27 protein-coding genes are annotated in these 26,032 nt (G+C 64.1%); 12 read left to right on the top strand and 15 right to left on the bottom strand.

Translation table 11 applies throughout. The features are described from left to right. Positions 1-156: 156 nt before the first annotated feature. On the top strand, positions 157-675 hold the full coding sequence (locus FJ958_RS05165) for a low molecular weight protein-tyrosine-phosphatase (protein WP_140740264.1): 519 nt from the start codon (positions 157-159) through the stop codon (positions 673-675). Here FJ958_RS05165 and thpR read toward each other — a convergent pair. Continuing rightward, positions 579-1,175, bottom strand: coding sequence for an RNA 2',3'-cyclic phosphodiesterase (gene thpR, locus FJ958_RS05160; protein WP_140740261.1), 597 nt, complete (start codon positions 1,173-1,175; stop codon positions 579-581). The genes FJ958_RS05165 and thpR overlap by 97 nt on opposite strands. Positions 1,176-1,303: 128 nt before the next feature. Continuing rightward, on the bottom strand, positions 1,304-1,948 hold the full coding sequence (locus FJ958_RS05155) for an arylesterase (RefSeq protein ID WP_140740258.1): 645 nt from the start codon (positions 1,946-1,948) through the stop codon (positions 1,304-1,306). A gap of 88 nt (positions 1,949-2,036) precedes the next feature. On the opposite strand from FJ958_RS05155, the gene FJ958_RS05150 reads away from it, so the two are divergent. From FJ958_RS05150 to FJ958_RS05135, 4 genes are all read left to right on the top strand, one after another. Continuing rightward, a complete protein-coding gene (locus tag FJ958_RS05150) occupies positions 2,037-2,732 on the top strand; it encodes an ABC transporter ATP-binding protein (RefSeq protein ID WP_140740255.1) in 696 nt (231 codons plus the stop codon). Next, the gene (locus tag FJ958_RS05145; RefSeq protein ID WP_140740252.1) at positions 2,732-5,281 is read left to right on the top strand and encodes an ABC transporter permease; all 2,550 of its coding nucleotides are present in this window, start codon (positions 2,732-2,734) and stop codon (positions 5,279-5,281) included. The genes FJ958_RS05150 and FJ958_RS05145 overlap by 1 nt, the downstream gene beginning before the upstream one ends. Before the next feature lie 243 nt (positions 5,282-5,524). Further along, positions 5,525-6,298: a Bax inhibitor-1/YccA family protein gene (locus FJ958_RS05140; protein WP_140695999.1), complete on the top strand. Its 774-nt coding sequence runs from the start codon at positions 5,525-5,527 to the stop codon at positions 6,296-6,298. Between the two features lie 118 nt (positions 6,299-6,416). Then, on the top strand, positions 6,417-6,986 hold the full coding sequence (locus tag FJ958_RS05135; protein ID WP_140740249.1) for a GNAT family N-acetyltransferase: 570 nt from the start codon (positions 6,417-6,419) through the stop codon (positions 6,984-6,986). 66 nt (positions 6,987-7,052) lie between these two features. Here FJ958_RS05135 and FJ958_RS05130 read toward each other — a convergent pair whose 3' ends face one another. From FJ958_RS05130 to acnA, 3 genes are all read right to left on the bottom strand, one after another. Continuing rightward, positions 7,053-7,439 carry a DUF2794 domain-containing protein gene (locus tag FJ958_RS05130; RefSeq protein ID WP_140740246.1) on the bottom strand — a complete coding sequence of 129 codons (387 nt, stop codon included), beginning with the start codon at positions 7,437-7,439 and terminating at the stop codon, positions 7,053-7,055. Between the two features lie 545 nt (positions 7,440-7,984). Next, positions 7,985-8,770 (bottom strand): thioredoxin family protein, encoded by a 786-nt coding sequence (locus FJ958_RS05125; protein WP_140740243.1) that lies wholly within the window; start codon positions 8,768-8,770, stop codon positions 7,985-7,987. Between the two features lie 407 nt (positions 8,771-9,177). Beyond that, positions 9,178-11,868 (bottom strand): aconitate hydratase AcnA, encoded by a 2,691-nt coding sequence (gene acnA, locus FJ958_RS05120; RefSeq protein ID WP_140740240.1) that lies wholly within the window; start codon positions 11,866-11,868, stop codon positions 9,178-9,180. Between the two features lie 285 nt (positions 11,869-12,153). On the opposite strand from acnA, the gene ccmA reads away from it, so the two are divergent. From ccmA to FJ958_RS05095, 4 genes are all read left to right on the top strand, one after another. Then, positions 12,154-12,762 (top strand): heme ABC exporter ATP-binding protein CcmA, encoded by a 609-nt coding sequence (ccmA, locus tag FJ958_RS05115; protein WP_140740238.1) that lies wholly within the window; start codon positions 12,154-12,156, stop codon positions 12,760-12,762. A gap of 223 nt (positions 12,763-12,985) precedes the next feature. Further along, complete coding sequence (ccmB, locus tag FJ958_RS05105; protein ID WP_140740232.1) at positions 12,986-13,651, top strand: heme exporter protein CcmB; 666 nt, start codon at positions 12,986-12,988, stop codon at positions 13,649-13,651. A 175-nt stretch (positions 13,652-13,826) separates the two neighbouring features. Beyond that, positions 13,827-14,000 carry a heme exporter protein CcmD gene (ccmD, locus tag FJ958_RS05100; protein WP_140740229.1) on the top strand — a complete coding sequence of 58 codons (174 nt, stop codon included), beginning with the start codon at positions 13,827-13,829 and terminating at the stop codon, positions 13,998-14,000. After that, the gene (locus FJ958_RS05095) at positions 13,997-14,575 is read left to right on the top strand and encodes a DsbE family thiol:disulfide interchange protein (protein WP_140740226.1); all 579 of its coding nucleotides are present in this window, start codon (positions 13,997-13,999) and stop codon (positions 14,573-14,575) included. The genes ccmD and FJ958_RS05095 overlap by 4 nt, the downstream gene beginning before the upstream one ends. 224 nt (positions 14,576-14,799) lie before the next feature. Here FJ958_RS05095 and FJ958_RS05090 read toward each other — a convergent pair whose 3' ends face one another. Then, positions 14,800-14,967, bottom strand: a complete 168-nt coding sequence (locus tag FJ958_RS05090) for a hypothetical protein (protein WP_140610188.1) — start codon at positions 14,965-14,967, stop codon at positions 14,800-14,802. Positions 14,968-15,255: 288 nt separating this feature from the next. Between FJ958_RS05090 and FJ958_RS05085 the strand changes: the two genes are divergently transcribed. Together FJ958_RS05085 and FJ958_RS05080 are read left to right on the top strand one after the other, a co-directional pair. Next, entirely contained in the window at positions 15,256-16,176 is a 921-nt protein-coding gene (locus FJ958_RS05085) for an SMP-30/gluconolactonase/LRE family protein (RefSeq protein ID WP_140740223.1), read from the top strand. A gap of 162 nt (positions 16,177-16,338) precedes the next feature. Continuing rightward, positions 16,339-16,545: a 4-oxalocrotonate tautomerase family protein gene (locus FJ958_RS05080; protein ID WP_140740220.1), complete on the top strand. Its 207-nt coding sequence runs from the start codon at positions 16,339-16,341 to the stop codon at positions 16,543-16,545. A gap of 227 nt (positions 16,546-16,772) precedes the next feature. Here the strand turns inward: FJ958_RS05080 and FJ958_RS05075 are convergent, their stop codons facing one another. From FJ958_RS05075 to FJ958_RS05035, 9 genes are all read right to left on the bottom strand, one after another. Next, positions 16,773-17,306 carry an NADPH-dependent FMN reductase gene (locus tag FJ958_RS05075; RefSeq protein ID WP_140740797.1) on the bottom strand — a complete coding sequence of 178 codons (534 nt, stop codon included), beginning with the start codon at positions 17,304-17,306 and terminating at the stop codon, positions 16,773-16,775. Positions 17,307-17,347: 41 nt separating this feature from the next. After that, complete coding sequence (locus FJ958_RS05070) at positions 17,348-17,968, bottom strand: pyridoxamine 5'-phosphate oxidase family protein (protein WP_140740217.1); 621 nt, start codon at positions 17,966-17,968, stop codon at positions 17,348-17,350. 24 nt (positions 17,969-17,992) lie between these two features. After that, positions 17,993-18,667, bottom strand: a complete 675-nt coding sequence (locus tag FJ958_RS05065; RefSeq protein WP_140740214.1) for a septation protein A — start codon at positions 18,665-18,667, stop codon at positions 17,993-17,995. A 54-nt stretch (positions 18,668-18,721) separates the two neighbouring features. After that, a complete protein-coding gene (gene ftsY / locus FJ958_RS05060; RefSeq protein ID WP_140740211.1) occupies positions 18,722-20,752 on the bottom strand; it encodes a signal recognition particle-docking protein FtsY in 2,031 nt (676 codons plus the stop codon). Positions 20,753-20,764: 12 nt separating this feature from the next. Then, positions 20,765-22,111 (bottom strand): tRNA (N(6)-L-threonylcarbamoyladenosine(37)-C(2))-methylthiotransferase MtaB, encoded by a 1,347-nt coding sequence (gene mtaB, locus FJ958_RS05055; protein ID WP_181176302.1) that lies wholly within the window; start codon positions 22,109-22,111, stop codon positions 20,765-20,767. Next, complete coding sequence (gene dapF, locus FJ958_RS05050; RefSeq protein ID WP_140740208.1) at positions 22,108-22,995, bottom strand: diaminopimelate epimerase; 888 nt, start codon at positions 22,993-22,995, stop codon at positions 22,108-22,110. Before dapF ends, mtaB begins: the two co-directional genes overlap by 4 nt. Before the next feature lie 99 nt (positions 22,996-23,094). After that, entirely contained in the window at positions 23,095-23,256 is a 162-nt protein-coding gene (locus tag FJ958_RS05045) for a DUF1328 family protein (protein WP_140696027.1), read from the bottom strand. Between the two features lie 75 nt (positions 23,257-23,331). After that, a complete protein-coding gene (locus tag FJ958_RS05040) occupies positions 23,332-23,898 on the bottom strand; it encodes a hypothetical protein (RefSeq protein WP_140740205.1) in 567 nt (188 codons plus the stop codon). Positions 23,899-23,975: 77 nt separating this feature from the next. Then, a complete protein-coding gene (locus FJ958_RS05035; protein ID WP_140740202.1) occupies positions 23,976-24,980 on the bottom strand; it encodes an MBL fold metallo-hydrolase in 1,005 nt (334 codons plus the stop codon). Between the two features lie 331 nt (positions 24,981-25,311). Between FJ958_RS05035 and FJ958_RS05030 the strand changes: the two genes are divergently transcribed. Further along, complete coding sequence (locus tag FJ958_RS05030; protein WP_140740199.1) at positions 25,312-25,851, top strand: protease inhibitor Inh/omp19 family protein; 540 nt, start codon at positions 25,312-25,314, stop codon at positions 25,849-25,851. The last annotated feature ends 181 nt before the right edge of the window (positions 25,852-26,032 follow it).

The following is a 26,032-nucleotide window of genomic DNA, read 5'->3' as shown; positions in this document are numbered from 1 at the left end:
CGGTTCCCATGCTATTTGCAAAACGACCCTCACCATACTGCATGTCGCCCAAAAGTGCGTTGCGGTTTTGGGAAAACGACATGCGCAAAGCAGGCATGTCGCCCAAAAGTGCGTTGCGGTCTTGGGAAAACGACCGGATAGAACAGCCTGGGATCGATGAGCGCAAAGCCCATAAAATCCATTCTCTTCGTCTGCCTCGGCAATATCTGCCGCTCACCGTTGGCCGAGGGCGTCTTTCAGGCCGTATGGACGGAGCGCGGACTGGCGCGGGACATGCTGCTCGATTCGGCGGCGACCAGCGGCTGGGAGGTCGGCTCGGCGCCCGATCCGCGCGCGATGGCGATCGCGGCGCATCACGGCAGAGACATTTCCGGGCAGCGCGCGCGCAAGATCACGCCGCAGGATTTTCACCGCTTCGACCTGATCCTCGGCATGGACCGTTCGAATGTCGCCGACCTCAGGGCACTGGCGCCCGCCGCCATGCGCGACCGGGTGCACCTGTTCCTCGAGTTTGCACAAGGCGACGCGCGCGACGTGCCGGATCCTTACTATGAAGGGCAGGAGGCCTTTGCCGAGGTCTACCGCATGATCCGCGAGGCATCGGAGGCATTGGCGACGCGGCTGACGGCGCGGGCATCGCCGCCCGACAACGGCCAGGCCTCCTCGACGATATAGGGGCCGCCCCCGACCGAATCGCGCGACGACATCAGGACGAAGCGGCTGATGCGGAACGGCATGGTCGAGAAATTGCCGCGCGCCGAGAGATACTGGGCGACATCCAGCGGGCTTGAATTGCGCAGGCGCGCCAACGTCACATGCGGCATGAACTTGCGCGGGTCGGCGGGAATGCCGAGCCGCTGGCAGATGCGCTCGATCTCGCCCTGGAGCGCGTTGAGGTCCGGCGAGGGGACGGCGCCGGCCCACACGGCATGCGGCTTCTTCTGGCCGAAAGCACCGACGCCGGACAAGGTCAGCGAGAAGGAGGGGCGATGGACCCGGTCGAGCGCATTGGCGATCTCGTCGGCGACATGGCCCTCGACATCGCCGATGAAGCGCAGCGTCAAATGGTAGTTTTCGACATCGATCCAGCGGGCCCCGGGCAGGCCGCCCCGCAGCAGGGACAGCGAAAGGGCAGCGTCACGCGGAATTTCGAGGGCGGTGAAAAGACGCGGCATGAAGAGCCTCCCTTCCTCGAATCGAACTGTCACCCATAGCGAATCATCGATAGTCAAACGGAGCAAGAGGTATATTGGTCACAGGCTTTGCTAAATATTTCCCTTAGGGAAGGAAGTTTTCTCCGGTTTCACGAGCCTCCCGGCGCCGCCGTGATGAGCTTCTCGACCGTCGGCAGGATGCGCTCGACCATCAGGTCGACCCCCTTTGCGTTCGGATGCAGGCCGTCCTCGAGCTGCAAAGCGGGCTGGCCGGCGACACCGTCGAGGAAGAACGGGTAGAGAGCGACGTCGTATTTCTTGGCCAGATCCGGAAAGACGGCGTCGAAGGCGCTTTGGTAATCCGCGCCGAGATTGGGCGCGGCGCGCATGCCGGCGAGCAGCACGGCAATCTTGCGCTGTTTCAGCTTGCCCAGCATCTCGTCCAGGTTCTTCCTTGTGATGTCGGGCGAGATGCCGCGCAGCATGTCGTTGGCGCCGAGTTCGAGGATGACCAGTTGCGTGCCGTCTGGCACCGACCAGTCGAGCCGCGCCAAGCCGCCGCTCGACGTATCGCCGGAAACACCGGCATCGCTGACGGAGACGTCATGGCCCTTGGCGCGCAGCGCTGCCTGCAGCTTGTCGGTAAATCCATCGCCGGGCCCGAGGCCGAAACCCGCCATCAGGCTGTCACCGAAGCCGACGATCTTGAATGGCTCGGCCCGCGCCGACGAAATGACGCCGCAAATGGCAAGGAATAGGATCAGTCCTGCGGCAAATCGGCGTTTGAAAGACATGCGTCAGGCCCCATATGACCAAGAGATTCTTTCGGGCGGCGGCTTCCGGTAAGCAAAGCCTTCATCCTCCATATAGGACGCTTTCATTTTGACAGAAGCGGTCATCGCGCTGAAAGACGTATCGCTCACGCTCGGCGAAGGCGCTTCGTCGGTCCATGTACTGAAAGGCGTCAGCCTTGAGGTGGCGCATGGCGAGGCAACCGGCATCGTTGGCCCTTCGGGCTCCGGCAAATCGACTCTCCTGATGGTGCTGGCAGGACTGGAAAGGGTCGATTCGGGCACGGTACGAATCGCTGGCGAGCTGCTCAACGGCAGGAGCGAGGATCAGGTCGCTTCGTTTCGCGGCCGAAACATTGGCATCGTGTTCCAGTCCTTTCATCTCATCCCCAACATGACGGCGCTGGAAAATGTCGCCGTGCCACTGGAGCTGGCCGGCCATGCCGATCCGTTTTCGGTGGCGGAACGGGAACTGGCGGCGGTTGGCCTGAGCGACCGCGTCACCCATTACCCCGGCGAATTGTCGGGCGGCGAACAGCAGCGCGTGGCGATCGCCCGGGCGCTGGCGCCTTCCCCACGCATTCTCATCGCCGACGAGCCGACCGGCAATCTCGACCAGGCAACGGGGCGGCAGGTCGCCGACCTTCTGTTCGCCAAGGCGGCCGAACGTGGCATGACGCTGGTGCTGGTCACCCATGATCCGGCGCTGGCGGCGCGCTGCTCGCGCCAGGTTTCGATGCGCTCCGGCCGGATCGAGGCGTCGGAGCCGTTGAAGGTCACCGCCTGATGCCGTTGGCGCGGATGTTGAAGCTTGCCGTCCGCTTCTCGCTGCGCGAGATGCGCGGCGGCCTGTCCGGCTTCCTGATCTTCCTCGCCTGCATCGCACTCGGCGTCGCGGCGATCGGCGGCGTCAATTCGGTGGCCCGCTCGATCACCGCCGGCGTCGCCAATCAGGGCCAGACGCTGCTTGGTGGGGATATTCGGTTCCAGATCAACCAGCGCGACGCCAGCCCGGCGGAGCGCGGTTTCCTCGAGGGGCTGGGCGCTGTTTCGCGCACCGCAAGCATGCGCTCGATGGCGCGGCTGGCCGACGGAACCGACCAAGCGCTGGTCGAGGCCAAGGCGGTCGACGATGCCTATCCGCTCTATGGCGCGCTGGAAACCGAACCGAAGCTGACGAAGCAGGAACTTTTCGGCGAGGAATTCGGCGTCTTTGGCGCGGCCGCACCCGATCTGCTGTTCGAACGGCTGCATCTCAAGCCTGGTGACCGGCTGAAGCTTGGCACCGCCACGTTCGAACTGCGCGCCAGGCTGGTGACCGAGCCGGACGCCGTGTCCGACGGTTTCGGCTTCGCGCCAAGGCTGATGATCTCGACCGAGGCCCTGGCGGCCACAGGGCTGGTCCAGCCGGGCAGCCTGGTCGAAAATGCCTACAAGGTCCGGCTGCCCGCCGATGCCGACGAGGCGCGGCTCAAGGCCATCCAGAACCAGGCCGCCGAGGATTTCCCCGAGGCCGGCTGGTCGATCCGCACCCGCGGCAACGCGGCACCCGCGCTGTCGTCCAACATCGAGCGCTTCTCGCAATTCCTGACGCTGGTCGGGCTGACGGCGCTTGTTGTCGGCGGTGTCGGCGTCGCCAATGCGGTGCGCGCCTATCTCGATGGCAAGCGCGGCGTCATCGCCACCTTCAAGAGCCTGGGGGCTTCCGGCGGCTTCGTCTTTGCCGTCTATCTCGTGCAGATTCTCATAATCGCCCTGCTCGGCATTGTCCTTGGCCTGATGCTCGGGGCGCTGATGCCGTTCGTGGCAAGTGCCGCGCTGCAGTCCGTCATTCCGGTGCCGGCGCAAGGCGGCTTCTACCCCGGCGCGCTCGCCATGGCGGCGCTGTTCGGGCTGCTGGTGACGCTGGCCTTCGCGCTTTTGCCGCTCGGCCGCGCCCGCGACGTGCCGGCAACCGCGCTGTTCCGGGAGATGGGCCTGGAAGGCCGCGGCTTTCCGCGCCCGATCTATGTCGCGTCGGCGATCGGCATCGCGCTGCTGCTGGCGGCGCTCGCCATCCTGTTCTCCGGCGACCAGCGCATCGCCTCGATCTTCGTCGGCGCCACCATCTTCGCCTTCCTGGTGCTGCGCCTGGTCGGCGGACTGGTGCAATGGGTGGCAAGGAAGAGCCCGCGCGTGCGTTTCGTGGCGCTGAGGCTCGCCGTCGGCAACATCCATCGGCCAGGCGCCTTGACGCCGTCGGTGGTGCTGTCGCTGGGGCTTGGGCTGACGCTGCTGGTGACGCTGGCGCTGATCGACGGCAATCTGCGGCAGCAGATCTCCGGCAGCCTGCCGGAGCGGGCGCCGAACTTTTTCTTCGTCGATATCCAGGGCAGCGATGTCGACGCGTTCTCCACGCTGATCGGCAAGGAGGCGCCACAGGGGACGCTGGTCAAGGTGCCGATGCTGCGCGGGCGGGTGATGGCGCTCAACGGCGTCGATGTCGACAAGGTCAAGGTCCCGGCCGAAGGCGCGTGGGTGCTCAAAGGCGATCGCGGCCTGACCTATGACGCCAGGCAACCGGTAAACGCGACGCTGACCGAGGGCAATTGGTGGCCGGACGATTATACCGGCGAGCCGCTGGTCTCGTTTTCGGCGCGGGAGGGCAAGGAGATCGGGCTGAAGCTCGGCAATACCGTCACCGTCAATGTGCTCGGCCGCAACGTCACGGCCAGGATCGCCAATTTCCGCCAGGTCGAATGGGAGACGATGGGCATAAATTTCGTCATGGTGTTCTCGCCCAACACCTTCGCCGGCGCGCCGCATGGCTGGATGGCGACGCTGACCGAAAAGAGCGCCACCACGGCCGACGATGCCCGCATCCTCAATGCCGTCACCCGCGCTTTCCCGGCGGTGACCACGGTGCGCGTCAAGGACGCGCTCGATGTCGTCAACCGGCTGGTCGGCCAGCTCGGCACCGCGATCCGGGCGGCGGCCGGCGTGGCGCTGATCGCTTCGGTGCTGGTGCTGGCCGGCGCGCTCGCCGCCGGCAACCGGGCGCGTATCCACGATGCGGTGGTGCTGAAGACGCTGGGCGCCACCAGGAGAACGCTGATCACGGCATTCTCCCTGGAGTACATGCTGATCGGATTGGCCACGGCGATGTTCGCGCTGGCGGCCGGCGGGATCGCGGCCTGGTACATCGTCGCCCACATCATGACATTGCCATCGCATTTCATGCCCGAGGTGGCGGTGGCGACCATCCTGTTTTCGCTTGTCATCACCGTCGGCATCGGCCTCGCCGGCACCTGGCGGGTGCTCGGCCACAAGGCGGCACCCGTGCTGCGCAATCTCTGATTCGCCGGTCGGCGCGCCCTGTCTCGGGTTAAATCTTGGTAAGAATGCCGCCTGAAGGCACTGATGGAGCTGGATTTCGTGCTTTCACGAACCGTTACACGCCGTTACGGTCTTGTTCTCGACGCGAATAACCATCATATTTCGCCACAGGCATGCTGGAGCCCCGCCAGCGGCGCCTGGGTTCGGCGGATGTATATCCGGCAGGACCCGCACCGGACGGGGCAGAAGCAATAGAGGACTACAATGGCTGATCCCATTCGCAATTATCAGACGCGCGCCGTGCCCGGCGCCGCCGTCGATATCGACCAGGGCCTGCGCGCCTACATGATCAAGGTCTACAATTTGATGGGGCTTGGCCTCCTCATCACCGGCCTTGCCGCCGTCGGCACGATCATGCTGGCGACCACGACCGATCCGGCCTCGGCTGTCGCCACGCTGCCGAGCGGCGAGATGCTGACCTCGTTCGGCTACGCGATCTTCGGTTCGCCGCTGCGCTGGGTGGTGATACTGGCGCCGCTCGCCGCCGTGTTCTTCCTGTCGTTCCGCGTCCAGTCGATGAGTGTTTCGGCGGCGCAGACCACATTCTGGGTCTATGCCGGCCTGGTAGGCCTGTCGCTGTCTTCGATCTTCCTGGTCTACACCACGGCAAGCATCTCGCAGACCTTCTTCGCCACCGCCGCCGCCTTCGGCGCGCTGTCGCTGTACGGCTACACGACCAAGCGCGACCTGACGGCGATGGGCTCGTTCCTGATCATGGGCGTGTTCGGCATCATCATCGCGTCGGTGATCAATATTTTCCTGCAGTCGTCGGCGCTGTCCTTCGCCGTTTCGGCGATCGGCGTTCTGGTCTTCGCCGGTCTCACCGCCTATGACACGCAGAACATCAAGGAGATGTATTTCGAGGGTGACGCTTCCGATGTCGCCGGCCGCAAGGCGATCATGGGCGCGTTGAGGCTCTACCTCGACTTCATCAACCTGTTCATGTTCCTGCTGCAGTTCATGGGCGACCGCCGCTAAGGCTTCGTCCGCGGTCCCACTGGACCATCGACTTCCGGAAGGGCGGCCCAACAGCCGCCCTTTCCTTTTGTGCTGGTCTTTGCTGTTATTGGAGGCAGATGAAGGGCTTGCATAAAAAATGAGCATTATCGTGATTCGGCCGGCGACCGCGGCCGACCTCGACGCCGTCACCGAAATCTATGCCGACGCAGTAACCAACGGCACGGCGAGTTACGAGTTGGAGCCGCCAGGCCGCGCCGAGATGGGTGCGCGATTCGAAACGCTCGCGGCAGGCGGGTTCCCCTATCTGGTGGCGGAAAAGGCTGGCGTCGTGCTCGGCTATGCCTATGCCGGTCCCTTCCGGCCGCGCCCGGCCTATCGTTTCATCGTCGAGGATTCAGTCTATATCGCGCCCGACGCCAAGGGCCAGGGCGTCGGCCTCAAGCTGATGCAAAGCCTGATCGCGGCGGTCGAGGCGGTCGGCTTCCGCCAGATCGTCGCGGTGATCGGCGACGGCCATGCCGACAGCGCCTCGGTCAAGCTGCACGAAAAGCTCGGCTTCCGCCATTCAGGCCGCCTCGAAGGTTCCGGCTACAAGCACGGGCGCTGGCTGGACACGGTGTTCATGCAGTTGCCACTGAATGGTGGAGCGTCAGTGCCGCCTGATCCGGCTTCCCTACCGGAGCGTAGATTTCAGCAGCAGAAATAAGACATTGATTGCTTTACGCAATTCCGGACGGAAAACCGCTTCGCACTTTTCCTGGAATTGCTCTAGCTAGGCCTGCACCAGCTTCAGCTTGCCATCGAAGACGCCGAGCACGCGGCCAAGCTCCTGCCCGCGCTTGAGGATGCGCCCTCCCGCCGCGATGACGGCGAAGGCACCCTGCTTGCGCGCCAGCTTCGGATCCTTGACGATCTGGAACAGCGGCACTTCGCTGGCGCGGCGGAAGACGGAAAACACGGCTCGGTCGGTCAGATGATCAATGGCGTAGTCGCGCCATTCATTGGCGGCGACCATGCGCCCGTAGAGCCTGAGGATCTGATCCAGTTCCCGCCGGTCGAAGCGCACCGGCTGGTCGAGGCGGTCACGTCGCGCCTCGTGCAGCGGGATCAATATTGCGGAGGCGTCACCATCCCCCGACCCGCCGCCGTCATCACTCATGCCTCGATCCTTCAAAATGAACCTTTGCCAACCAAAGTTGGCCCCTTCGCGTTACAATTGCAAGAGCCGGCGAGGAGAGCGGCGATGCGCCTTTTTCGGACACGTCCAGTCACTTTTGTAATGCGTTCTGTTGGAATTGGTGATGCTTCGCCACATTTCTGCCTTTTTTTATCCGCGCTCATGCCCCAATGTCCGACGAATTTACCGGCGTTGCCTGAGACGGTTCGGTCCGGCACCGGCTCGTAAACCCCAAGCCCCCCGCCCACGGGTCTGCGTCGGATCGAACCAACCTCGGTTTTTCTTGGAGAAATCGGGTGCGACGATCCCAAAATACCTGAATAACCGGCGTCAGAAGCAAGCTGACGTCGGTTTTTTCATGCCCGCGGTTTGGCGTGCCGGTTCCGGTCTCTCCCGAACAGCTCAGACTCCTGTTGCAATCGGCAAAGCAATTCCAGGAAGTGTGAAACGGTTTGCGCCCGGAATTGCGTTGAAGACGGCGACAGGTTCAGCGTCTTCGTGAACCGATGAACCGTTCGCTATGGCCGTCAGGGCCTGTGAATGAAAGCCGCACCCAGGATAGGCCCCGGCATGCCGTCCTTGCCGACGGACTGCAGCAGCACGGCGCAACCGCCCCTCTTGGAAATCTCGCTCAGCGGCAATTCATAGCGTTGCGCCTTGCCGTGCCACATGCCGGCTGTCTGGATGTCGGTGACCGCGTTCCAATAGGTCATCTTGCGGCCGGTGTTCTCGCCCTGGGCGATCTTGATCGTCTGCGGCGGCTCGAAATAGACGATGACGATATGGGCATCGCTGGGGCCGGCGCCGGCGTCGCCGGCGTCGATGATCACGCGGTCGCCGCTCCGACTGACCTTGACAGGGACCCGAATGCCTTCGCCAACCCTAGCCATGCGGGCGAGCGCGCCATTGACCTCGCCGCGATTGGCGCCGTTGACATGGATGCGGCCGTTGATGACCGCCTGCGGCGTATAAACGGACCGGTTGCCGAAGGCGCGCATATAATCATTCTGCCGCTCGGTGTTTTCCTTGCGGCTCAGCGTGTCCTTCCAGCCGAGATAGTCCCAATAGTCGACGTGATAGGCGAGCGCGACAATGTCTTCCTTGTTGGCAAGTTCGGCGAAGAAGGCGTCGGCTGGCGGACAGGAACTGCAGCCCTGGCTGGTGAACAGTTCGACCACGCCGAGTGGCCTGTCGGGTTGGGATTTTTCGGCCTGGACCCTCTCGGGTTCGCCGGCATGGCCGGCACCGGCAAACGCCGAGAAGGCCAGCGCAAAGGCTGCCAGCCACAGTGATCTTCGCCAGGCCATGACCATTCCAATTCCCGCCGGTGGTGCCGGCTTTGTTCTGATTTGCGGAAATATGTGGCAGAAGCGCAAGTCAACGGGAAGTCACGTTGCGGTGAAATTTTTTGCATCGCAGCCGCAGATAAGGCCGCAATAGGAGCGGCACTGCATTTCACGACGCGGTTCGATTCGGGGGTGGCATCACCACCACGTGGCAAGCTCTCTTGCCTCCGTCGATCTCTATTGCGGGCGAATCAGGCCGGAACTTGGGCCGAGCCCGCTAATGCTTTGAGCAGTCTGGCTTTTATTGCAGGGCAGTAGGGCAGTAGGGCAGTAGGGCAGTAGGGCAGTAGGGCAGTAGGGCAGTAGGGCAGTAGGTACTGTCTTCCCTACTCCCTTACTGCCTTACTGCCCTACTGCCTTATTCCCTTGCTGCCTCAGGCAGCGAGATCGCGCAGCACGTATTGCAGGATGCCGCCGTTCTTGAAGTAGTCGAGCTCATCCAGCGTATCGATGCGGCAGACGATCGGCACGTTCTTCACCGTGCCATCGCCATAGGTGACCTTGGCGTTCATCGTCTGGCGCGGCTTGATCGCATTCAGGCCGTCGATCTCGACGAGCTCGTCGCCCTTCAGGTTGAGCGAGGCCCAGGAGGTGCCGTCCTCGAAGACGAAGGGGATGACGCCCATGCCGACCAGGTTCGAGCGGTGGATGCGCTCGAAGGACTGGGCGATGACCGCGCGGACACCAAGGAGATTCGTTCCCTTGGCCGCCCAGTCACGCGACGAGCCGTTGCCGTATTCGACCCCGGCGAAGATGACCAGCGGCACGCCTTCCTTCTTGTACTCCATCGCCGCGTCGTAGATCGATTCCTCTTCTTTCGACGGGTAGTGGATGGTGTAGCCGCCCTCGCGGCCGTTCTCGCCCAGCATGTGGTTGCGGATGCGGATGTTGGCGAAGGTGCCGCGCATCATCACCTCATGGTTGCCGCGCCGCGTGCCGTACTGGTTGAAGTCGGCAACGCCGACGCCGTGGTCGGTGAGGTACTTGCCGGCTGGCGAGGCGGCCTTGATCGACCCCGCCGGCGAGATGTGGTCGGTGGTGATCTTGTCGCCGAACAGGCCGAGGATGCGCGCCCCCTTGATGTCGCCGATCTTGCCGAAGCCTGCTGTCATGCCGGCGAAATAGGGCGGGTTCTGCACATAGGTCGAATTGTCGTCCCAGGCATAGGTCTGGCCTTCCGGCGCCTTGACGTTCTGCCAGTATTCGTCGCCCTTGAAGACATCGGCATATTTGCGGGCGAACAGCTCGCGGGTGACGTTCTTCTCGATGAACTCCTGGATCTCGGCCGAGCTTGGCCAGATGTCCTTGAGGTAGACCGGATTGCCATTCCTGTCCTCGCCAAGCGGCTCTGACGTCAGGTCCTTGGTCACGGTGCCGGCGAGCGCATGCGCGACGACCAGCGGCGGCGAGGCGAGGTAGTTCGCCTGCACGTCGGGCGAGACGCGGCCTTCGAAGTTGCGGTTGCCGGACAGGACCGCGGCGGCAATCAAACCTTTATCGTTGATGGTCTTGGAGATCGGCGCCGGCAGCGGGCCGGAATTGCCGATGCAGGTGGTGCAGCCGAAGCCGACCAGGTTGAAGCCGATCTGGTCGAGTTCCTTCTGCAGGCCGGATTTCTCCAGATATTCCGCCACCACCTGGCTGCCGGGCGCCAGCGAGGTCTTCACCCACGGCTTCTGCTTGAGGCCAAGGCGATTGGCGTTGCGGGCGAGCAGGCCGGCGCCGATCAGCACGCTCGGGTTCGAGGTGTTGGTGCACGACGTGATGGCGGCGATGACGACGTCGCCATGGCCGAGATCATGATCGGTGCCTTCGACGGCGTAGCGCTTGGAAATCTCGGCCGCCTTCCTGTATTCGGTGTCCATCGCCTTGGCGAAGCCGGCCGGAATGCCTTCGAGCGCGACACGGCCTTCGGGACGCTTGGGGCCGGCCATCGACGGCACGACATCGCCGAGATCAAGCTCGAGCAGGTCGGTGAAGACGGGGTCGGCGGAACCTGCCTCGCGCCACATGCCTTGCGCCTTGGAATAGGCCTCGACCAGCGCGATGCGGCTTTCCTCGCGGCCGGACATTGTGAGGTAGCGGATGGTCTCGCTGTCGACCGGGAAGAAGCCGCAGGTGGCGCCGTATTCCGGCGCCATGTTGCCGATGGTGGCGCGGTCGGCCAGCGTCATGTTGGAGAGGCCGGGCCCGAAGAACTCGACGAACTTGCCGACGACGCCCTTCTTGCGCAGCATCTGGGTGACGGTGAGCACGAGGTCGGTGGCGGTGACGCCCTCCTTCAGCTTGCCGGTGAGGCGGAAGCCGATGACTTCCGGCAAAAGCATGGAAACGGGCTGGCCGAGCATGGCCGCCTCGGCCTCGATGCCGCCGACACCCCAGCCGAGCACGCCAAGGCCGTTGATCATGGTGGTGTGCGAATCGGTGCCGACGCAGGTGTCGGGATAGGCCGTCGTTTCACCATCCTCGGTGTTGGTCCACACCACCTGGCCGAGATATTCGAGGTTGACCTGGTGGCAGATGCCGGTGCCGGGCGGCACGACGCGGAAGTTGCGGAACGCCTGCTGGCCCCATTTCAGGAACTTGTAGCGTTCCTCGTTGCGCTCATATTCGAGTTCGACATTGCGGGCGAAGGCCATCGGCGTGCCGAACTCGTCGACGATGACGGAATGGTCGATGACGAGGTCGACCGGCACCAGCGGGTTGATCTTCTGCGGGTCACCACCGAGCGAGGCCATGGCGTCGCGCATGGCGGCGAGGTCGACCACCGCCGGAACGCCGGTGAAATCCTGCATCAGCACACGCGCCGGGCGATAGGCGATCTCGACGCCGGCGGTGCCTTTGTCGGTCAGCCAGCCGGCAACCGCCTGGATGCTGTCCTTGGTGACGGAGCGGCCATCCTCGTTGCGCAGCAGGTTCTCCAGCAGCACCTTCATCGAGTAGGGCAGCTGGGCGATGCCGGTGATGCCGTTCTTCTCGGCCTCGACGAGGTCGAAATAGGCATATTCCGCCCCACCCGCGGTCAGCGTGCGGCGGCAATTGAAACTATCCAGGGATTTTGACACGTGCGATCCGTCCTTGTCTGTTCAGCCTGAAAGGGAACGGACGCCGATGGCATGCAATCACGCGCAAAGGTGCGGGTACGGCCATTTCCGCTGTCCGTTCCCAAGCAACCCGAGCCGTTCAAGGCGGCGCGTGCGCTGGTTCGGCGCAAATTCTATTCCCGCGCCGACCGCTGGCACGGATGCACCGCATATAGAGAATTTTCTGGAATAGTTCTAGACAGTTGCGGAGCAAATTTGTGCGACGCGGCAGCGGTCGCGAAACATTGTTTTCAGGGCAGGCGAGGGATGCGGCTTATCGCCGAAAATCTGGGCGGCGAACGCGGCGGCGAATCGGTTTTTTCCGGCATTGGCTTCGCGCTCGACCAGGGCCAGGCGCTGGTCGTCACGGGGCCGAACGGGGCCGGCAAATCAACCCTGCTCCGGATCATCGCCGGGCTGCTGCCGAAGGCCGAGGGCGGTCTGTTGCTCGAGGGCGGTGGTGAGGCGTTTCCGTCGATCGCTTCGGCCTGCCATTATCTCGGTCATCAGAACGCGATGAAGACCGCGCTCAGTGTGGCCGAGAATTTGCGCTTCTGGCGGGAGTTCGATGGCAGCGGAGATGTCGGCGTCGAAGAGGCGCTGGAAACGGTCGGGCTGGGTGGCATCGGCCATCTGCCGTTCGGCTATCTCTCGACGGGGCAGCGGCGCCGCGCGGCGATCGCGAAACTGCTGGTCAGCCATCGGCCGTTGTGGCTGCTCGACGAGCCGACGGCGGGGCTGGACAAGGCTTCGGAAGCGCGGTTCGCGGGGCTGATGCGCAAGCATCTGGGGGGCGGAGGGATTGTCGTGGCGGCAACGCATCTGCCGTTGGGTATCGAGGGGGCAAAGGCGCTGCGGATGGGGGAGGCCGGCTGATGTCCGGGCTCTACGGCGCTCCCCTCTGCCCTGCCGGGCATCTCCCCCGCAAGGGGGGAGATCGGCTGTCATCTCTGCTTTCGCCAATCGCTAACGCTGCAGAAAGAACACTCCCATCGAAGCTGCCAATCTCCCCCCTTGCGGGGGAGATGTCCGGAAGGACAGAGGGGGGTGTGACAGAACGCCGTCGTTGGGATGGTATATCCGCACCGGCGCTCCGCTCATGCTAGCCCTCTTCCTGCGCGACATCCGCCTCTCGATCCGCGCCGGCGGCGGCGCGCTGACCGGCGTCATCTTCTTCCTTGCCGTCATCGCCACCATTCCGTTCGGTGTCGGGCCGGACCTGAAGCTGCTTTCCCGCATCGGCCCGGCGATCCTTTGGATCGGGGCGCTGCTGTCCTGCCTGCTGGGGCTCGACCGACTGTTCCAGGCCGACCGTGAGGACGGTTCGCTCGACCTGCTGGTTCTCGGCAACGACCGGCACATGCTGGCTCTGACGGTGTTGGTGAAATGCCTGGCGCACTGGGCCGGAAGCGTGCTGCCGCTGGTGGTCGCAGCCCCCTTGCTCGGCCTGTTCATGAACATGGAGCCGCTGGCAATCGGCGCCACGGCGCTCACTTTGCTGGTCGGCACGCCGGCGATCACCTTTATCGGCGCCGCGGGGGCGGCCGTGGCGGTGGCGCTGCCGCGCGGCGGGCTGCTGATCTCGGTGCTGGTGCTGCCGCTGACCATCCCGGTGCTGATCTTCGGCGTTTCGGCGAGCTACGGCGCGACGGCCAGTCCCGACCCGTTCCTGCAACCCTTCCTCATTCTTGCCGCGCTGACGCTGTTTCTTGCCGTGCTGGGGCCGGTCTCGGCGGCACTGGCCTTGCGCCATGGTACGGATTGAGTGACGTCGGCCAGGGTTTGCGCGACATCAAGGCGGCGGCACGGCGACCATGCAGGTTTGGGACTGCGGCGCGGCAGCCGATTGCGAAGCCGCGGGCAGGCCGGTAAGGGAAAAGCATGATCGAGCGAGGTGAAACGGTCCGGCCGGAAAAAAGGACGTCGATGGAGCGGCCGGCATGAGCGCGCATGCCCTCTATGTCACCGCTGCCTATGGCATCACCGCCGTGGTCCTGGCCGGGCTGATCGGCTGGATCCTGCTCGACCAGCGGGCGCGCAGACGCGAGCTTGCCGAACTCGAAGCGGCCGGCGTGCGACGCCGTTCCGACAAGGCCGGGACACCAAAGTCATGAGCAGTGAAAGCGAAACACCGCCCCCCCGTCGGGGCCTGTTCGTATTTTTGCCGCTGCTGGTCTTCCTCGGCCTGGCGGGACTGTTCCTGTCGCAGCTGCTGTCGGGACGCGATATCTCGGAAGTGCCCTCGGCGCTCATCGGGTTGCCGGCGCCGCAAACCAGCCTGCCGGCGCTGGAAGGGTCAAACCTGCCGGGGCTCGATTCGAAGGCCTTCGCCGGCAAGGTCACGCTGGTCAATGTGTTTGCCTCATGGTGCGCGCCGTGCCGGGAAGAGCATCCGGTGCTGCTGGCGCTGGCGCAGGACAAGCGCTTCACCATGGCGGCACTGAACTACAAGGACCGGCCGGAAAACGCCCGCCGCTTCCTCGGCGACCTCGGCAATCCGTTCCAGGCCATCGGTGTCGATGAGGCCGGCCGCACGGCGATCGACTGGGGAGTCTATGGCGTGCCGGAAACCTTTGTCATCGGCAAGGACGGCCGAATAGCCTACAAGCATGTCGGCCCGCTGACGGCGGAGTCGGCGAGGGATCTCCTGCTGCCGCAGATCAAAAAGGCACTGGCGGCGCCGGGTTAACGCGGCCCCTTCGGTCGTCATTCCAGGGCGAAGCAAGGAGCGAAGCGACGCGGCGCAGACCCTGGAAGCCATTCCGTGACATTCGTTAGAAGTGCGGCGGTTCGAAACGCGCACAAGTCCTGCACCGCAGTAACTCTCGAAAATCACGGCATGGATCCTTGGGTCTTCGCTCCGCTTCGCGTCGCTACGCCCAAGGATGACGAACGTGATTGGCCGACCGAATACTAGCCGTAGATCTGCTTGTGGATCTGGTAGAGCATTTCCGAGCGGTCGGCGCGCATGTCGGCCAGATCGCGGCTGGAGAAGCTGTCGATTTCGGCGACGAGGCGGTTGTACTGCTTGCGCTTGGCGATGCTGGTGCGAGCGCGGGTCATGAGATCGTTGAAGATCATGGCAAGGTTCCTTCTATGCCGCATTTGTCGCGGCCGGTTCTTCCTCCCTTGATCGGTACGGAGCATGACATAGGAATGGTGCATTGCAAAAAGAAGATGTTGCAATGCACCATTGCGCGCAGCGCATAGCCGGTTAATGGCGTCCCAAAGCGTCCTCCGCACGTCGGACCCCGCCAGCGCGAAAGGCTGGCCCAATCCGTTTTGTCTTACAAATGCGAAATCCACGGCTTGCCAGATCGATCGCGGGCTGGCTTGATCCCGGCGTCACGTGATGCCGGGAGGAAATGCATGGCGGCCGCAGACTATTACGAAGTTCTCGATCCGCGCTTCGCGCGCCTGTTCAATGGCAGCGCGCAGGTGGAAAAGCTGTTCACCGGATGCCGCTGGGCGGAAGGGCCGGCCTGGTTCGCCGCCGGCCGCTACGTCGTCTGGTCGGACATCCCGAACAACCGCATGCTGCGCTACGACGAGACGGACGGCAGCGTCAGCGTCTTCCGCCAGCCCTCGGGCAATTCCAACGGCAACAGCGTCGACCGGCAGGGCCGGTTGGTCACTTGCGAGCATTCGGGCCGCCGTGTCAGCCGCACCGAGCATGACGGCTCGGTCACCACGATTGCCGCCAAATGGAAGGGCAAGCGGCTGAACTCGCCCAACGACGTTGTGGTGAAATCCGACGGCTCTATCTGGTTCACCGATCCGAGCTATGGCATCGACACCGACTATGAGGGCGACAAGGCCGAGAGCGAGATCGGCGCCTGCCATGTCTACCGCGTCGATCCCGAGACAGGCGAGATCGAGGCCGTCATCACCGACATGGTGAGACCCAACGGGCTCGCCTTCTCGCTCGACGAAAGCCTGCTCTATGTCGTCGACACCGGCCGCACGCATGGCGCGCAGAATCCGGCGCATATGCGGGTGTTCAATGTCGGCAAGCATGGCAAGAAGGTTTCGGGCGGCAAGGTCTTCGCCGACTGCACCGCTGGCCTGTTCGACGGCTTCCGGCTCGACGCGGACGGACGCATCTGGACCAGTGCGGCCGACGGCATCCATTGCTACGATCCGGACGGGATGCTGATCGGCAAGGTCAAGGTGCCCGAAGTGACCGCCAATTGCGTGTTCGGCGGCGCCAAGCTGAACTGCCTCTACATCGCTGGCACCACCTCGCTCTATTCGGTGCGGCTGATGGTCAACGGGGCCAAGACCTATTGAGGCTACTGGAAACTTTTCTCTGGCGGCCTCTGCTGGCGTTTCTGCGTCTGTCTGCCGCGCCCGCCGCGCCACGGGTACCGGAACCACCGCCATGCGGTTTGCCGGAGCGAGTTTCGAAACAGTTGCCGGGCGGCAACCGGCAGAATCCAAGGGGAGGACGACATGCCATTCGTCAACATCCGCATCGTCAAGGAAGTGATCGCCGCCGATCCGGCCGGCAAGAAGGCTGACATCGCCAGGAAGGTCACGGCCGCCATCATGGACGCCACCGGCCTCGGCAACGACGATGTCTGGGTGGTCTTCGAGGAGGTCAACGCCCGCGACTGGTATGTCGGCAAGACCGATGTCGAGACGCGGCGGAAGGGGTAGAGCGGGTTACGTTCGAGTGTGGGCCCTCCTTCGGCAACGTCAGGAGTGGGGTCGCGCCCTTCCATTCGTCATCCTTGGGCTTGACCCGAGGATCCATTCCGTGACGTTCGACATGGAGTGCAGCGGCGCGGAATTCTGTAACGATTGCAACGCCTTGGCGTCACGGCATGGATCCCAGGGTCTGCGCCGCGTCGCTGCGCTCCTTGCTCCGCCCTAGGATGACGACGTTACGTTTGCCCGCGGATAAAACCCGCGAAAGCCCGCACCGCCTCACGCATCGCCTGCCGGTTCGGGTCCTCGTTGAGGATCATCTCTGTCTCGGCGGACTTCTTCCCCAGCAAGGCAATCTCAAGCCCGCCGTCGTAAAGCGCGAACGACATGGTGCGCATGATCTCGGCCAGCGCCGCCCGCGCATAGAGCGAGCGCGGCGAGGCGTGCACCAGCATGGCCGGCTTGTCGATGGCTGCGTCGCCCGACACCAGCCAGTCGAGCGCGTTCTTCATGCCGCCGGGCACGCCATGCGCATATTCCGGGCAGGAGACGATGACGCCGTCCGCGCGGGTGATCATCTCGATCAGGCGTGCCGCTTCGGAAGGCGTGCGCTCGCCTTCGTCGTCGGGATTGAAGATCGGGAGCCGGCCGAGGCCGTCATAAAGGTGGACGCGGCAGTCCGCAGGCGCGCTGGCGGCCAAGGCCGCCAGCAGGGCCGAATTGGTCGAGGCGGCGCGCAGGCTGCCGGAGATGGCAATGATGTTGAGCACGGTGAAGAAGGCCGGTTCGGACGAATCGTGTCCGTACGAGCCTACCACATGGTCCGCCGGTAATCGTCGTCCAGCCAGCGGTCGGTCGCCTCGGCGGAGTCGGCCAGTGCCAGCTGGTCGCGCAGGATCTGGCCGAGCGTCGGCAATGTCGTGCGGTCGTACCAGCTCTCCGGCTTCCACAAATCGGAGCGCATGAAGGCCTTGGCGCAATGCATGTAGGTTGCCTTGACTGACACCACGATGATGCTTTGCGGCTCCTTGCCGTCGACGGCAAGGCGCTCGCGCAAGGTTGCGTCGACAGTGATACGGGCATCGCCATTGACGCGCAGCGTCTCGTTCATGCCGGGAATGAGGAAGAGCAGGCCGATCGAGGGATTGCGCAGGATGTTCTCCAGCGTATCCAGCCGGTTGTTGCCGGGCCGGTCGGGAATGGCGATGGTGCGGTCGTCGAGAATGGCGGCAAAGCCGGGCTTGTCGCCTTTCGGGGTCACGTCGGCATTGCCTTCGCCGTCGGAAGAGCCGATCAGCACGAAGGGGCTCTTGCCGATGAAGGAACGACAGTGGCCGTCGAGTGCCTTCAATTCCTTGCGGATCGAACCGTCGGTCGGGCGAGGCGTCTTGTAGATCGTCCTCAGCTCCTCGCGCGTGGTGACGAATTCCATGGCTCTTCCCCTTATTCGCAGGCCTTATTTGCCAGCCTTCTCTTCCCCGCCGGTCTTGTCGTCCAACGAATGGCGCAGGATCAGCGGCATCTGGCTGAAGGTGAACAGGAGCGTGATCGGCATGATGCCCCAGACCTTGAAGGTAACCCAGGCATCGGTGGAGAAATTCCGCCACACCACCTCATTGACGAGGGCCAGGAACAGGAAGAACAGGCCCCAGCGGAAGGTGAGCTTGCGCCAGCCTTCCGCATCGAGCCGGAACGCCGAATCGAAGACATAGCCGAGCAGCGACCTGCCGAAGAACAGGCCTCCGAGCAGCACGCCGCCGAACAGCGTGTTGACGATGGTCGGTTTCATCTTGATGAAGATATCATCCTGCAGATAGAGCGTCAGCGCGCCGAAGATGAGGACGACGACGCCCGACACCATCGGCATGATCGGCAAGGTGTGGGTGAGCAGCCACGAGACGGCAAGGGCGATGACGGTTGCCGCCATGAACAGGCCGGTGGCGACAAAGATCGGCCCGCCGAATTCGGCCAGCACCGGAAATTTCTGCGTCAGCCATTCGCCACGCGCATTGGCGAAGAAGAAGACCATCAGCGGCCCGAGTTCAAGCACCAGCTTGAGCACGGGATTGATGCCTTCCTTCTTCTCTTTCTGCGGATCGGAGGGATCGCGCTCGAGGATAGGTGGGTTCATGGGGTCTCTTTCTTACGCGCTCCAAAAAGCCAGCGGCTTCCTGGGATATGCTTGTCAGGCCACTCCAGCGATCGCCCTGGCGAATTCGCTTGCCGAGAAAGGTTCGAGGTCGTCGACCTGTTCGCCGACGCCGATGAAATAGACCGGCAATTTGTGCTTTGCCGCGATCGCCACCAGAATACCGCCGCGCGCCGTGCCGTCCAGCTTGGTCATCACCAGGCCGTTGACGCCGGCGACATTGCGGAAGATCTCGACCTGGTTGAGCGCGTTCTGGCCGGTGGTGGCGTCGACCGTCTGCAGCACGGTGTGCGGTGCTTCGGGATCGAGCTTGCCGAGCACGCGCACGATCTTTTCCAGCTCGGCCATCAGTTCGGCTTTGTTCTGCAGGCGGCCGGCGGTGTCGATGATCAGCACGTCTGAACCCGCCTCCTTGGCCTTCTCGAAGGCGTCATAGGCGAGGCCGGCGGCGTCGGCGCCAAGTTTCGAGGCGATCACCGGCGATTTCGTCCGCTCGCCCCAGATCTTCAGCTGCTCGATGGCCGCGGCGCGGAACGTGTCGCCGGCGGCCAGCATCACCGACAGGCCGCCATCGGTCAGTTTCGCCGCCAGCTTGCCGATGGTGGTGGTCTTGCCGGTGCCGTTGACACCGACCACCAGGACGACATGCGGCTTGTGCGAGAGATCGAGCTCCAGCGGCATGGCGACGGGTGTCAGCACCTTCTCCACCTCGGCCGCCATGATGGCGCGCACTTCGGTGTCGGAGACATCCTTGCCATAACGGCTGGAAGCCAGCGCATCGGTGACGCGCAGCGCCGTCTCCATGCCGAGGTCGGCGCGGATCAGCACATCCTCCAGATCCTGCAGCGTGTCCTCGTCAAGCTTGCGCCGGGTGAAGACGCCGGCGATGTTACCGGTAAGTTCGCGCGACGAGCGGGCAAGCCCGTCCCGCATGCGCTGGAACCAGGAACGTCGCGGCGCCGGCTCCGGCGCTTTCACCGGCTCGGCCTTCTGCTCGACCTTTTTGGAGACGGTTACCTTGCCCTGGGCGGGTTTCGGTTCCGATGCCGGTTGTAGGGCTGGCGGCGGGACCGGCTGTGGTTCAGGCGCGATCTCGGCAAGGACAGGCTGTGCTTCGACCGGGGATGGTTGGCGAAGGGGAGGCGCGATTTCCGCTGGTGGGGCGGCAATCGTCGGCGAAGCTTCGGCGGTTGGTGCGGAACTTTCCGCAGGTTGGCGCCGGCCCTCACCCTTACCCTCTCCCCGTAAAGTACGGGGAGAGGGGGCCGCCAGCGTCGAGGCTTCTTCTTCGGTATCAGCAAAAGGGGTTCCAGCGTCGCGATCAGCGCCCTTCTCCCCGTCCTTATACGGGGAGAAGGTGCCGGCAGGCGGATGAGGGGCGGCGCTGACTTCCGGGGGAAGCCTTGCTGACGGAATTGCCGACGGCGTCTCGACCGGTGCCGGCACTTCGGCGGGCGCTGGCTCTGGCAGTTCCTCCGGTTCCGGCGCGATCCCTGGCCGTTCAGGTGCCGGAATTTCCCGTGGCGCAGGTTCCGGGAGGCGTTCCGGCACCACCGGCACGTCGGGGGTTTCTGGCGGCGCTGGCTCTTCGGGTATTTCGGGAGCCGGCGGCTTCGGGGCGGGCTCGACCGGCTGCGGTTCTTCGGCCGGAGCAGGCTCAGGCTGGATTTCGGGCTCGGACGGAACCGTCGGCTCCGGCGCCGGTGGGATAGTCGGAATGGGCTCGGGTGCCGGCTCCTCGACAGGCGCCAGCGGGGACGCGTCCTTTACCTCCCCCTCGATGGGGGAGGTCCCGAGCGCGGCTCGGGGGTGGGGGTGATCGGCGCCAACGCCGGCGCTATCACCCCACCCCGCCGCTTCGCGTCCACCCTCCCCATCGAGGGGAGGGTGGGGCGCTGCTTCTGGTTCTTCACGCTTCAAAAATTCCGGCACGGCCTGCTCGGCCGCCGGCTTTAGCGCGTCCAGTGCGTCCCATTTGATCGGCGGCAGCGGGGCGGTCTCGTCGATCCGCTCCTCGACAACCTCTTTCTTGCCGAACGAAAATATCTTCTTGAAAAAACCAGCCATGCTTTGCGTTTCTCAGGCGGCGCGGGCCGCAAGGGGTGTCGCGATCAGCCGGGTACCATCATGGCCCGATATGTCGGCCTCGACGATCTCGCCCGGCGCGCCGGTGCCCAGCGCGGCAAGCGTGAACCCTTCGGTGCGGCCAAGGCCATCGCGTTCGATCAGGATCGACTGGCGTGTTCCGGCAAGCGAGGCCAGATGGCGCCGATAGGCCGCCTCGCCGGCGGCGCGCAGCCTTGCGGCGCGCTGCTTGACCACTTCGCGGCGCACTTGCGGCATGCGTGCGGCGGGCGTGCCTTCGCGCGGGGAAAACGGGAAGACGTGGAGGTGGGTCAGGCCGCACTCCGCGACGATCCTTATCGAGTTCTCGAACATGTCGTCGGTCTCGGTCGGGAAGCCGGCGATGATGTCGGCGCCGAAGACGATGTCCTTGCGCAGCTTGCGCACATCCTCGCAGAAGCGGATCGACTGATCGCGCACATGGCGGCGCTTCATGCGCTTCAGGATCATGTCGTCGCCCGACTGCAGCGACAGGTGCAGATGCGGCATCAGCCGTGGTTCGGTCGCGATGGCATCGAGCAATTCGCCGTCGGCCTCGATCGAATCGATCGAGGACAGCCGCAGGCGCTTCACGTCGGGCACCTGCTTGAGGATGGTTTTCACCAGTTTGCCGAGTTTCGGCGCGCCCGGTAGGTCGGCGCCGAAAGACGTCATGTCGACACCGGTCAAAACGACCTCGGCATAGCCGTTGCCGGCAAGCCGCTTGACCTGCTCGACCACCGCGCCCATCGGCACCGAGCGCGAATTGCCGCGGCCATAGGGAATGATGCAGAAGGTGCAGCGATGGTCGCAGCCATTCTGCACCTGGACGAAGGCGCGGGCCCGGCCCTCGATGGCGTCGACCATATGACCGGCGGTCTCGCGCACCGAAAAAATGTCGTTGACGCGCGCCTTCTCGGTATCGTTGACGCCGAAATCCGGCAGCGCACGGTAGGAGTTCGCCTTCAGCTTCTCCTCATTGCCGAGAACGAGATCGACCTCGTCCATTGCCGTGAAATCCTGTGGCGCGGTCTGCGCGGCACAGCCGGTGACGATGATGCGCGCGCTAGGGTTGTCGCGGCGGGCCTTGCGGATCGCCTGCTTGGCCTGGCGGACCGCCTCGCCGGTGACGGCGCAGGTGTTGAAGATCACGGCTCCGCCGGCCAGCGTGCCAAGGCCGGCGCTTTCGGCCTCGCGCCGCATTACCTCGGATTCGTAGGTGTTCAGCCGGCAGCCGAAGGTCACCACGTCAATGCCATTGGAACGGGGAGCCTCGGAGAGGGGGCCCTCGAAGACAGGGCTCTTCGACAGAGCCGACATCAGGCGGCGCTTTCGGTGTCGCGAGCCCAGGTGCCGTTTGACGGATCGAAGCTGCCGGAAAACTCCCATTCGGCCGCACCGGTCAGGATGACGTGGTCGTCGCCGCGCCATTCGACATGCAGCGTGCCGCCGCCGGGGGTCAGCAGGCTGACGCTGCGCCCGGTCCGCCGGGTGCGGGCCGCCGCCACCACGGCGGCGCAAGCCGCCGAGCCGCAGGCCTTGGTCAGGCCGGCGCCGCGCTCCCAGGTGCGGATGATCATGGTTTCGGGCGACGTCACCTGCGCGATGGTGATGTTGGCGCGCTCTGGGAAGATCGGGTGGTTTTCGAGCAGCGGGCCGAAGCGCTCGAGTTCATAGGACCAGACGTCGCGGTCGACCCAGAAGATGGCGTGCGGGTTGCCCATCGAGACGGCGGAGGGCGAATGCAGCACAGGCGAGTCGATCGGCCCGATCTGCAATTCGATCATGCGGGTGTCGCGGAATTCTTCGGCCAGCGGAATTTCCTGCCAGCCGAAACGCGGCGTGCCCATATCGACCGAGATCAAGCCGTCGGCATGTTCTTCTGCATTGAGAATGCCGGCGCGGGTCTCGAAGGTAAACGTCTTCCGGCCGGTCTCGGCGGCAAGCGCCTGAACGACGCAACGCATGCCATTGCCGCAGGCCTGCGCGCCCGAGCCGTCGGAATTCAGGATGTCGACATAGTAGGCAGTGCCCGGCGTCTTCGCGTCATGGATCGCCATGATCTGGTCGAAGCGGGTCGCGGGATCGGCGTTGAGCGCGACCGCCGCCGCCGCCGTCACCCGGTCGGCACGGCTGCGCATATCGGCGACGATGATCTCGTTGCCGATGCCGTTCATCTTGGCGAAGGGGGCAATGCCTGCTGCCATTTTCTTGCGGTCGTTCCATATCCGTTTGGCGCTATATGGCGGAAACGGGCGGGAATTACCAGTCTGCCGGCGTGTTCAGCCGCGCCGAAGGCGTCGGCCTTACGTCACCGCGAAGATGCCAAGCACCACCAACAGGAAGATGATCAGAACGATGCCGATGAGAACGCGCGCGCCGGTGGCGGCGGCTCCCGCGAGCGCCGGCATGCCGAGCAGGCTCGCCGCGGCGGCGATGATGAGAAGAATGATGATCCATTTAATCATGGGGATGCCTCAGACGTCGGATTTTTGAAACCGTTTGAAAACGTCCCCATGGCATTTGGGTTCCAGGCTACGAAATTAGCCGGCGATCTCGATGTCGGTGCTGAACGGCGCCGTCTTGGCCGAATTCTCGTCGTGCATGAGGAAGTCGCAGCGATATTTGCCGGGCGGCAGGCCATCGAGCGAGAGGTCCAGCTTGAAGAACAACTCGCGGTTGTGCGAGCGCGAGGCGACTTGCACACGGCCAACCTTCTCCATCGTGCCCAGCGTTTGTCCCGCGGCGGAAACGACGGTGATGTCGACCGAAAGCGCAATGGAGCTGTTGCCGAGCCCGTCCGAGCCATAACCATAGCCGACCGGTTCCATGTACAGGACGATCTTCTCGCCGGGCTTGTAGATGTGATTGGCTCGTTCGCCGTAGATGCCGAAGCCGGTGGCGCTGTCCACCTGCTTGAGGTTGAGCACGCCAAGCGGCATCGCCTTCCAGAAGGCTTCCTCGGCGCTGTTGAATTTTTCCATCGCGCCGGGGCCATCCCCCGACTGGAGCAACTTCTCGGCCTCGGCGGCCCGGTCGCTGATTTCGCTAGCGAAGGCCGCCGGCGTGCAGATGGCGGTGGCGAGCAGGGCTGCCAGGATTATTTTCACGAGACGCGTCTCCGTTCCTTTGAGCCGGCATGGTGGGGCAAAACAGCCACGGCGTAAATGGCAATCGCCGATGCGCCTCAAGGCACGTTCCAGACCTCGCCGGGCCGCAAGGCCCGAAAGCGCTCCGGCGCGATGCCTTGATCGTCCAGCGCCTCGGCCAGCTTGCGAACCGGCTCGTCGAAGGACTCGTCGGTGAGCTGGAAAGTGCCCCAGTGGCAACCCGCGGCCAAGGCGGCGTTGCACAAAAGCATGCCTTGCACCGCCTCCTCCGGGTTCTGGTGCTGCGGCGCCATGAACCAGCGCGGCTCATAGGCGCCGATCGGCAGGATGGCGAAGCGGAAGCCGCCATGCTTCCCGGCGATCAGCCGGTAGTTAATGCCTTCATGGAAGCCGGTGTCGCCGGCGAAGTAGATCTTTCCGCCCGGTGTCTCGATGACGAAGCCGGCCCACAGCGCCATACGTCGGTCCCGGGCGCCGCGCGCCGACCAGTGATGCGCGGGTTCGACGTGGATGGCGATGCCATCTCCAACGGCGACCCTGTCGCCCCAGTCATGCGCCGTCAGCCGCATGCCCGGCACGGCGGCGTTGATGATGGTGTCGTTGCCGAGCGGTGTCATGACCAGCGGGTCGTGCGTTTCCTTCAGCCGCTTCAGCGTGGCGAGGTCGAGATGGTCGTAGTGATTGTGGCTGACCAGCACGAGGTCGATCGGCGGCAGGTCGGCGAAAGCGATGCCTGGCGGACCGACGCGTTTGGGACCGGCGAACGAAAACGGCGACGAGCGCCGCGACCAGATCGGATCGGTGAGGATGTTCAGGCTAGCCGTTTGGATCAGCAATGTGGAATGGCCGACCATGGTAACCTTCAGATCGGAGCCTTCCACCCGTGCAGCCGGCCTTGCTCGCTGAAACGGGCTCGGCTGCGCCGCCGGCCATTTCGAGCGCCGGCCATTCAGCTTCCATTTCAGGAGATCGGCAAAGCGGCCAGGCGGCTTGCCATCGGGATTGAAGAACAAGGTGCCGTCGAAATGGTCGCTGGTCGGGCCGCTATAGTAGCGATTGGCGGCTCTCTTTCTCGCGATCAAGTCTTTGCTCCGGCGGGGGTTCGTTTCCCTGACATAGGCCCTGCCTCGCCTGGCGCAAGCGTTTGCCGGCCGAATGCCATCGGTCAGGGCGGCACCTTGGCTACTTCGGGCTGCCAACTGGCCATATGTCGCCCGGGATCATTTGACGTATGCCGTGTCCCAAAACCGCCGCGCATTTTTGGCGACACGCATTATGTGATAAATCTGCAACAAATCTTGCTGCAAACCCTATTTTAACCATATCGGGTTGAAATTTCGCCACCTTCTCCATTTTGGTGGAGGTGAGATTGCGCGGACGGCGTTCCCCCAGCCGGATCCGACGGAGGTGGTAATGAATTTTTCGAAAAGCGGCCTGGCGGCCGTATCCCTGGCTGCGCTTTTTGCAAGCGGCTGCACGACCTCGCGATTCTCGTCGATGGACGAACAGCAGCCAGCGCCGCTGCAGCCGGCGCCTTCCGGCCAGGTGACCTCCAACCAATTGCCGCCGCCGGCTTCGCCCGGCACCACCGACCCGTCGCAATTCCCGACCGCGCCGCAGAACACGCAGGTGGCTTCGCTGCCGCCGGACGGCTCCGCGCCCGCCGGCGCCGCGGACCTTAGCGCCGCAAGCGTCGCGGGCGTGTGGAACGCCAGCGTTTCCGGGCAGAGCTGCAAGATCGCGACGCCGCAGACCAAGTTCGGCGCCGGCTTCCGCGCCGGGCCGCTGCACTGTCCGGCGCCGATCGACGGCATCAAGTCGTGGAACGTCACCGGCAAGCAGCTGACGCTTTACGACGAGAATGGCGGTTCGCTGGCGCGGCTCTATTCCTCGGGCGGCTCAAAATTCGACGGCCAGACTTCCAACGGCCAGCCGATTTCGCTTACAAGGTAGCTAGTGTGCCGATATTCAGGTGATGCCGGCCTGCGAACGGCGGCTTTCTGCGCTTCCGGTGCTCACGTGCCCAAAAGTACGCTCCGCTCCGGTTCTCGAAAGCCGACATTCTCGGCTCGGCCTGACCTGAATCTCAACACACCTAGTCCTCCCCGGAGCATCCTGCTCTGAACAAACGACG

The organism is Mesorhizobium sp. B2-3-5 (assembly GCF_006442395.1).
Taxonomy (GTDB): Bacteria; Pseudomonadota; Alphaproteobacteria; order Rhizobiales; family Rhizobiaceae; genus Mesorhizobium.
Note: the sequence above shows the minus strand (reverse complement) of the source record. Positions and strands in the feature narration are given on the sequence as shown.

Coding starts and splice junctions, on each gene's coding strand:
- FJ958_RS05065 (WP_140740214.1), bottom strand. CDS start 18,667: ATGAACCCACCTATCCTCGAGCGCGATCCCTCCGATCCGCAGAAAGAG.
- FJ958_RS05135 (WP_140740249.1), top strand. CDS start 6,417: ATGAGCATTATCGTGATTCGGCCGGCGACCGCGGCCGACCTCGACGCC.
- dapF (WP_140740208.1), bottom strand. CDS start 22,995: ATGGCAGCAGGCATTGCCCCCTTCGCCAAGATGAACGGCATCGGCAAC.
- FJ958_RS05155 (WP_140740258.1), bottom strand. CDS start 1,948: ATGTCTTTCAAACGCCGATTTGCCGCAGGACTGATCCTATTCCTTGCC.
- FJ958_RS05080 (WP_140740220.1), top strand. CDS start 16,339: ATGCCATTCGTCAACATCCGCATCGTCAAGGAAGTGATCGCCGCCGAT.
- FJ958_RS05085 (WP_140740223.1), top strand. CDS start 15,256: ATGGCGGCCGCAGACTATTACGAAGTTCTCGATCCGCGCTTCGCGCGC.
- FJ958_RS05030 (WP_140740199.1), top strand. CDS start 25,312: ATGAATTTTTCGAAAAGCGGCCTGGCGGCCGTATCCCTGGCTGCGCTT.
- FJ958_RS05140 (WP_140695999.1), top strand. CDS start 5,525: ATGGCTGATCCCATTCGCAATTATCAGACGCGCGCCGTGCCCGGCGCC.
- ccmA (WP_140740238.1), top strand. CDS start 12,154: ATGCGGCTTATCGCCGAAAATCTGGGCGGCGAACGCGGCGGCGAATCG.
- FJ958_RS05130 (WP_140740246.1), bottom strand. CDS start 7,439: ATGAGTGATGACGGCGGCGGGTCGGGGGATGGTGACGCCTCCGCAATA.
- FJ958_RS05125 (WP_140740243.1), bottom strand. CDS start 8,770: ATGGTCATGGCCTGGCGAAGATCACTGTGGCTGGCAGCCTTTGCGCTG.
- ftsY (WP_140740211.1), bottom strand. CDS start 20,752: ATGGCTGGTTTTTTCAAGAAGATATTTTCGTTCGGCAAGAAAGAGGTT.
- FJ958_RS05165 (WP_140740264.1), top strand. CDS start 157: ATGAGCGCAAAGCCCATAAAATCCATTCTCTTCGTCTGCCTCGGCAAT.
- FJ958_RS05095 (WP_140740226.1), top strand. CDS start 13,997: ATGAGCAGTGAAAGCGAAACACCGCCCCCCCGTCGGGGCCTGTTCGTA.
- ccmD (WP_140740229.1), top strand. CDS start 13,827: ATGAGCGCGCATGCCCTCTATGTCACCGCTGCCTATGGCATCACCGCC.
- FJ958_RS05145 (WP_140740252.1), top strand. CDS start 2,732: ATGCCGTTGGCGCGGATGTTGAAGCTTGCCGTCCGCTTCTCGCTGCGC.
- ccmB (WP_140740232.1), top strand. CDS start 12,986: ATGCTAGCCCTCTTCCTGCGCGACATCCGCCTCTCGATCCGCGCCGGC.
- thpR (WP_140740261.1), bottom strand. CDS start 1,175: ATGCCGCGTCTTTTCACCGCCCTCGAAATTCCGCGTGACGCTGCCCTT.
- FJ958_RS05070 (WP_140740217.1), bottom strand. CDS start 17,968: ATGGAATTCGTCACCACGCGCGAGGAGCTGAGGACGATCTACAAGACG.
- FJ958_RS05090 (WP_140610188.1), bottom strand. CDS start 14,967: ATGATCTTCAACGATCTCATGACCCGCGCTCGCACCAGCATCGCCAAG.
- FJ958_RS05045 (WP_140696027.1), bottom strand. CDS start 23,256: ATGATTAAATGGATCATCATTCTTCTCATCATCGCCGCCGCGGCGAGC.